This window comes from Streptomyces sp. NPDC059398 (assembly GCF_042751845.1).
In the GTDB taxonomy this organism is placed as follows: domain Bacteria; phylum Actinomycetota; class Actinomycetes; order Streptomycetales; family Streptomycetaceae; genus Streptomyces.
Genome location: NZ_JBHYWP010000176.1, coordinates 1 through 6,341 on the forward strand (window position 1 = coordinate 1; position 6,341 = coordinate 6,341).

The window sequence follows — 6,341 nt, forward strand, 5'->3', positions numbered from 1 at the left end:
GGTACTCCACCTCGCCGGTGAAGCACCCGTGGGGGGCCCCCCCCCCACGGGGGGGGCCGCCCCGCGCGCGGGGCCCCGCGCGGCACCCCGGCGGGGCGCCCGCCCCGCCCCCGCGGGGGGGGGGCGCCCGCCGCCGGGCGGGCGGCGGCCCGCGGCCCGCCGCGCCCCCCGGGCCCCCGCGGCCGCTTCGGCGGCCGTCAGCACGCCGGCCACCTGGGCGGCGGCGATCTCGCCCAGCCCCTGCCCGGCCACCGCGGCGGGGTGCACGCCGGCCGAGCGCCACAGCGCCGCGAGCGACACCAGCACCGCCCACAGCACCGGGTGGCGGACCTCGGGGCTGCCGAGCGCCGGGCTGTCCTCGCCGGCCCGCAGCACCTCGGTCAGCTTCCAGTCCACATGGGGCGCGAGGGCCTGCTCGCAGTCGGCGATCCGGTCGGCGAAGACCGGGGACTCGTCGAGCAGCGCGGCGGCCGCGTCCAGCCCGACGTCTCCGTCGCGGCTCCCGTACGAGGCGGCCGGGCCGGGGAAGACGAACACCGTCTTCCGGCCCGCCGTGGCCGTGCCGGTCACCACGTCCCTGGTCTGCACCCCCGCGGCGGCCACCGCGAGGCCCGCGAGCAGCGCGTCGCGGTCCGCGCCCTGCACCACGGCGCGGTGGTCGAAGGAGGTACGCGTGGTGGCCAGCGAGAAACCGATGTCCACCGGGTCCGTACCGGGCCGCTCCAGCAGGAACTGGCGCAGCCGCCCCGCCTGGGCCCGGAGCGCCTCCGGGGTCCGTGCGGAGAGCAGCCAGGGCACCACCGGCAGCGGTGCCGGAGCGGCCGCCGGAGCCGGTTCGGCTCCGGACGGGGGCCCGGCCTGCGGCGCGGGCGCCTCCTCGACGATGACATGCGCGTTGGTGCCGCTGATCCCGAAGGAGGAGACACCGGCGCGGCGGAGCCGGCCGTCCGCCCGCCACGGCACAGGTTCGGTGAGCAGCCGCACCTCTCCGGAGGCCCAGTCGACATGGGGAGAGGGCTCGTCCACGTGCAGTGTGCGGGGCAGTTGGCCGTGCTGCAGCGCCAGCACCATCTTGATCACTCCGGCCACCCCGGCGGCGGCCTGGGTGTGGCCGATGTTGGACTTCACCGAGCCCAGCCACAGCGGCCGGTCGTCGGGGCGGTCCTGGCCATAGGTGGCCAGCAGCGCCTGTGCCTCGATGGGGTCGCCCAGCCTGGTGCCGGTGCCGTGCGCCTCCACCACGTCCACATCGGCGGATGTCAGGCCCGCGTTGGCGAGCGCCGCGCGGATGACCCGCTGCTGGGAGGGGCCGTTGGGCGCGGTCAGACCGTTGGACGCACCGTCCTGGTTGGTGGCGCTGCCGCGCAGTACCGCCAGCACCGGGTGCCCGTTGCGCCGGGCGTCCGAGAGCCGCTCGATCACGAGCAGGCCGGCACCCTCGGAGAAGCCGGTGCCGTCGGCCGTGGCGGCGAACGCCTTGCACCGGCCGTCCGCGGCGAGCCCGCGCTGCCGGGAGAACTCCACGAACGTGCCCGGGGTGGCCATGACGGTCACACCGCCGGCCAGCGCCAGCGAGCACTCTCCGGACCGCAGCGACTGCGCCGCCAGGTGCAGCGCCACCAGCGCCGACGAGCAGGCGGTGTCCACCGTCACCGCCGGGCCCTCCAGGCCGAAGGTGTAGGCGAGCCGGCCCGACAGGATGCTGGTGGCGATCCCGGTCATCAGATGGCCCTCGGACTCGGAACCGCCCTGTGCCAGGACGCTCATCTCGTAGCCGGACGCGTAGCCCCCGACGAAGGTGCCGGTCGGAGTGGACCGCAGGGTGGCCGGGTCGATCCCGGACCGCTCGAACGCCTCCCAGGCCAGCTCAAGCAGCAGCCGCTGCTGCGGGTCCATGGCAAGGGCCTCACGCGGGCTGATCTCGAAGAAGCCGGCGTCGAAGGCGCTGGCGTCCTGTACGAACCCGCCCGCCCGGGTGTACGAGGTGCCGCTCTGTGCGGCGTCCGGGTCGTACAGCCCCTCCAGGTCCCAGCCGCGGTCGGTGGGGAACTCCGAGATCGCGTCCTCGCCGTCGGAGAGCATCCGCCACAGGTCCTCGGGGCCTGCCATACCCCCGGGGAAGCGGCAGCTCATCCCGACGATGGCGATCGGATCGTCCGTCGCCCCGGTCGTGGTCGTGGCCGCTGCCGTGCCGGTCGCAGCCGTGGTGCCCGGCTCCGGACCCTCGCCGAGCCGTGTACGCAGGTGCCCGGCGAGCGCAGCCGGGTTCGGGTAGTCGAAGACCAGCGTGGCGGGCAGCCGCAGCCCGGTGGCGCTGCTCAGCCGGTTGCGCAGCTGGACGGCGGTGAGCGAGTCGAAGCCGAGGTCGGTGAAGGGCCGGCCGGACTCGATCGACTCCCCCGATGCGTGTCCCAGGACCGCGGCGACGTGTGCACGTACCAGGTTCAGCAGCAGTTCGTCGCGCTCGGCGGCGGGCAGGGCTGCCAGCTGCTGCTGTAGGGGGTCCGCGCCCGCGCCGTCCGCCCCGGCAGCGCTGCGGCGTCCGGTGCCGGCGGTGACCAACGTCCGCCACAGCGGCGGGACTTCCGCGCTGCGGGCCGCCTGGGCACGTAGCCCCGACAGGTCCAGTCGGGAGGCCACCAGGAGCGCCTCGTCCCGGGTCAGCGAGAGGTCCAGCAGCGCCAGTCCCTCATCGGCGCTCAGCGCGACCGCGCCGCTGCGCGTCAACCGGTCCCGGCCCGAATCCGACAGCTGCCCGGTCAGTCCGCTGGCGTCGGCCCACAGGCCCCATCCCAGCGAAAGGCCCGGGAGCCCGGAGGCACGGCGCTCGGCGGCCAGTGCGTCCAGGAAGGCGTTGGCCGCCACATAGTTGCCCTGACCGGGCACCCCGAACGCCGCCGCTGAGGACGAGAAGAGTACGAAGTGGTCGAGGTCCAGCCCACGGGTGAGTTCATGCAGGTTCCAGGCACCGTCCGCCTTCGGGCGCATCACGCCCGCGATCCGCTCAGGGGTCAACGAGGCCACCGTGCCGTCGTCCAGCACACCCGCCGTATGCACCACGGTCCGCAGCGGAACCTCCGCCGGCACCCCGGCCAGTACGGTGGCCAGCTCTCCACGGTCCGCCGCATCACACGCCACCACATCCACCGACGCACCGGCCTCGGCCAACCCCGCCGCCAAAGCGGCCACATCAGCCGCAGCCGGACCCGAACGGCTCGTCAACACCAACCGCTCGGCCCGCCCCGTCACCGCCAGATGACGCGCAACCAGACCACCCAACGTGCCCGTACCACCGGTAATCAGGGCAGCACGGGCGCTGTGCGCGGTGGCCGGACGGGGCTCGGCGAGGTGGGCGGGGAAGGTCAGGACGATCTTTCCGGTGTGCCGGGCCTGCTGCATGAAGCGGAACGCGTCCCGTGCCCGGCGCACGTCCCAGGCCCGCAGCGGAAGACGCTCCAGCTCCCCGGCGACCACCAGCTCCACGATCCGGCCGAGCATGGTGCCCAGCCTCTCGGGGCCCGCCTCACCCAGGTCGAAAGGCCGGTAGTGGACGCCCGGGTGTTCCCCCGCGACGACTTCCGCGTCACGGACATCCGTACGGCCCATCTCCACGAACGCCCCGCCACGCGGCAGCAACCGCAACGACGCGTCAGTGAACTCGCCCGCCAGCGAATTCACCACCACGTCCATACCGGCACCACCCGTGGCAGCCAGGAACTCCGCCTCGAAACCCACCCCACGCGACGACGACACATGCGCCTCATCCAGGCCCATCCCCGCCAGCACCGACCACTTGCCCGGACTCGCCGTCGCAAAGACCTCCAACCCCAGATACCGGGCAATCCGCACCGCCGCCATACCCACACCACCAGCACCGGCATGCACCAACACCCGCTGACCCGACTTCACACCCGCCAACTCCACCAACGCATACCAAGCCGTCATGAAGGCCGTCGGCACCGAGGCCGCATCGGCGAAGGTCCATGCGTCCGGTACGCGGACCAGCTGGCGGGCGTCGGTGACCAGTACAGGGCCGAAGCCGCCCTGGGCCACGCCCATCACCCGTTCACCCGGGGCCAGTTGGGTGACGCCAGGTCCGGCTTCGAGCACTGTTCCGGCGATCTCACTGCCGAGTACTCCGCCGCCGGGGTACATACCCAGCGCGATCAGCACATCACGGAAGTTCAGCCCCGCGGCACCGACCGCCACCCGCACCTGACCCGCCGACAACGGGCCATCCACCCCAGGAACCGGCACCAACGCCAGCCCCTCCAGCGAACCACCCGCATCCGGCTCCAGCCGCCACACACCCTCAGGAACCACCAACGCACCCGAAGACCGCGTCAACCGCCGCCCGTACAACACACCGTCCCGGACAGCGACCTCAGGCTCTCCGGCGGCGACGGCGGCCGGAAGAGCGGCGATCTGCCCGGCGGTACGGGTGGCCGGGAGGTCCACCAGGAGCAGCCGGTCCTCCGGGTTCTCCGACTGCGTCGAGCGCACCAGCCCGGCGAGAGCGGCGGCCGGCAGGTCGGCCACCCCCTCACCGGCCGAGACCGACACACCACCACGGGTGAGCACCACCAACCTGGCGTCGCCGAGCCGGTCTTCGGCCAGCCACTGCTGCACCAGGCCCAGCGTCTCACCGGTCGCCCGCGCCGCGGCCGACGCCGGATCGTCCGCGCCGTCCGCGCCGCCGGCGCAGACCAGGACCACGGCGGGCGTGTACTCCGCAGCCTCCGCGGCGGCAGCGGCATCCGCCAGCCCGGAGAAGGTCCGCACCGGGGTGCCGGACTGTTCCAGGGTCTCGGCGACACCGAAGCGGTCGGTGCCGAGCAGCGCCCACTCCCCGGCTACGGGTTCTCCCCCCGCGATCGGTGTCCAGGCGACGGTGAACAGTGCGTCCGCGACTGCCATATCGGCGGAGCGGAGGCGGTCGGTGTCCACCGGGCGGGTGATCAGCGAGGCCACCGAGAGCACGGGCCGGCCTGCCGGGTCGGCGGCCGTCATCGCCAGGGTGCCCGCCGCGTCGCGGCGCAGCCGGGCGCGGAGCACCGAGGCGCCACTCGCATGCAGCTCGACCCCCGTCCATGCGAACGGAAGCCGCACCTCGCCGGTCGTACCCTCTCCGGCTCCGCCCATCAGGAAGGAGGCGTGCAGTACGGCGTCGAGCAGGGCGGGGTGCAGGCCGAACGCGGGGGCGTCCTGCGCCACCCCCTCCGGGAGGGCGACCTCGGCGAAGACCTCCTCGCCACGGCGCCACACCGCCTGGAGCCCCTGGAACGCCGGGCCGTAGCCGTACGGGCCCTCGTTCGCGGCCTCGTACAGACCCGAGACGTCCACCTTCGTGGCCCCGCGGGGCGGCCATACCGCGAAGTCGTCGTCGGTGGCGGCGGCCGGGCCGGTGGGGGCGAGCAGTCCGCTCGCGTGCCGGGTCCACACCTGGGGCTGGTCGGGCGCGTCCGGGCGCGAGAAGACATCGACGGGGCGGCGGCCGTCCGCTCCGGTTTCGGCCAGCACCACCTGGATCTGCACGGCTCCGCCGTCGTCGGGGAGGGTGAGCGGCGTCTGGAGCGTCAGCTCCTCCAGGAGCCCGCAGCCGACCTGGTCACCGGCGCGTACGACCAGTTCCACGAAGCCGGTCCCCGGCAGCAGCACCACACCGTCCACCGCGTGGTCAGCCAGCCACGGATGCGTACGCACCGACAGCCGACCGGTGCACAACGTGCCTGCTCCACCGGCGAGTTCAACTGCTGCTCCCAGCAGCGGATGACCCATGGCACTGAGGCCCAGCGCCGCCGGGTCGCCGCCCGTGACGGTGCCGGCGGCCTTCGGCCAGAAGCGCTCGTGCTGGAAGGCGTACGTCGGCAACTCGACCCGCCGCCCTCCGGGGAGCACCGCTTCCCAGTCGACCGGCGCCCCACCCACGAACGCCTCGGCCAGCGAGGTCACCAGCCGTTGCGTGCCGCCCTCGTCCCTGCGCAGCGTCCCGCAGACGGCGGCCGGCTCCGTACCCGGTCCGGTCTCCTGGGCGAGGTCCTGAAGGGTGTCGTTCATCGCGCCCATCAGGACCGGGTGCGGGGTGACCTCGATGAAGAGCTGGTGTCCGCGGCCCGCCAGGGCCCGTACCGCGCGGTCGAAGTGGACCGTGGCACGGAGGCTGCGGAACCAGTAGCCCGCGTCCAGCTCCTCACCGCTCAGGGTTTCGCCGGTCATCGCGGAGACCATCGGGACACGACCCCGACGCGGGGATATCCCGGCCAGCGCGGCCGTGATCTCCTCCTCAAGCCGGTCCACCTGAGCGGAGTGCGAGGCGTAGTCCACCGCCACCATCCGCGCCC

General features: G+C 73.9%; 1 protein-coding gene. It reads right to left on the reverse strand.

The genetic code is table 11. The annotated features are described in order from the left end of the window. A partial coding sequence (locus ACFXBC_RS34470) for an SDR family NAD(P)-dependent oxidoreductase (protein WP_385033852.1) occupies positions 1-6,341 on the reverse strand: 6,341 nt, incomplete at both ends.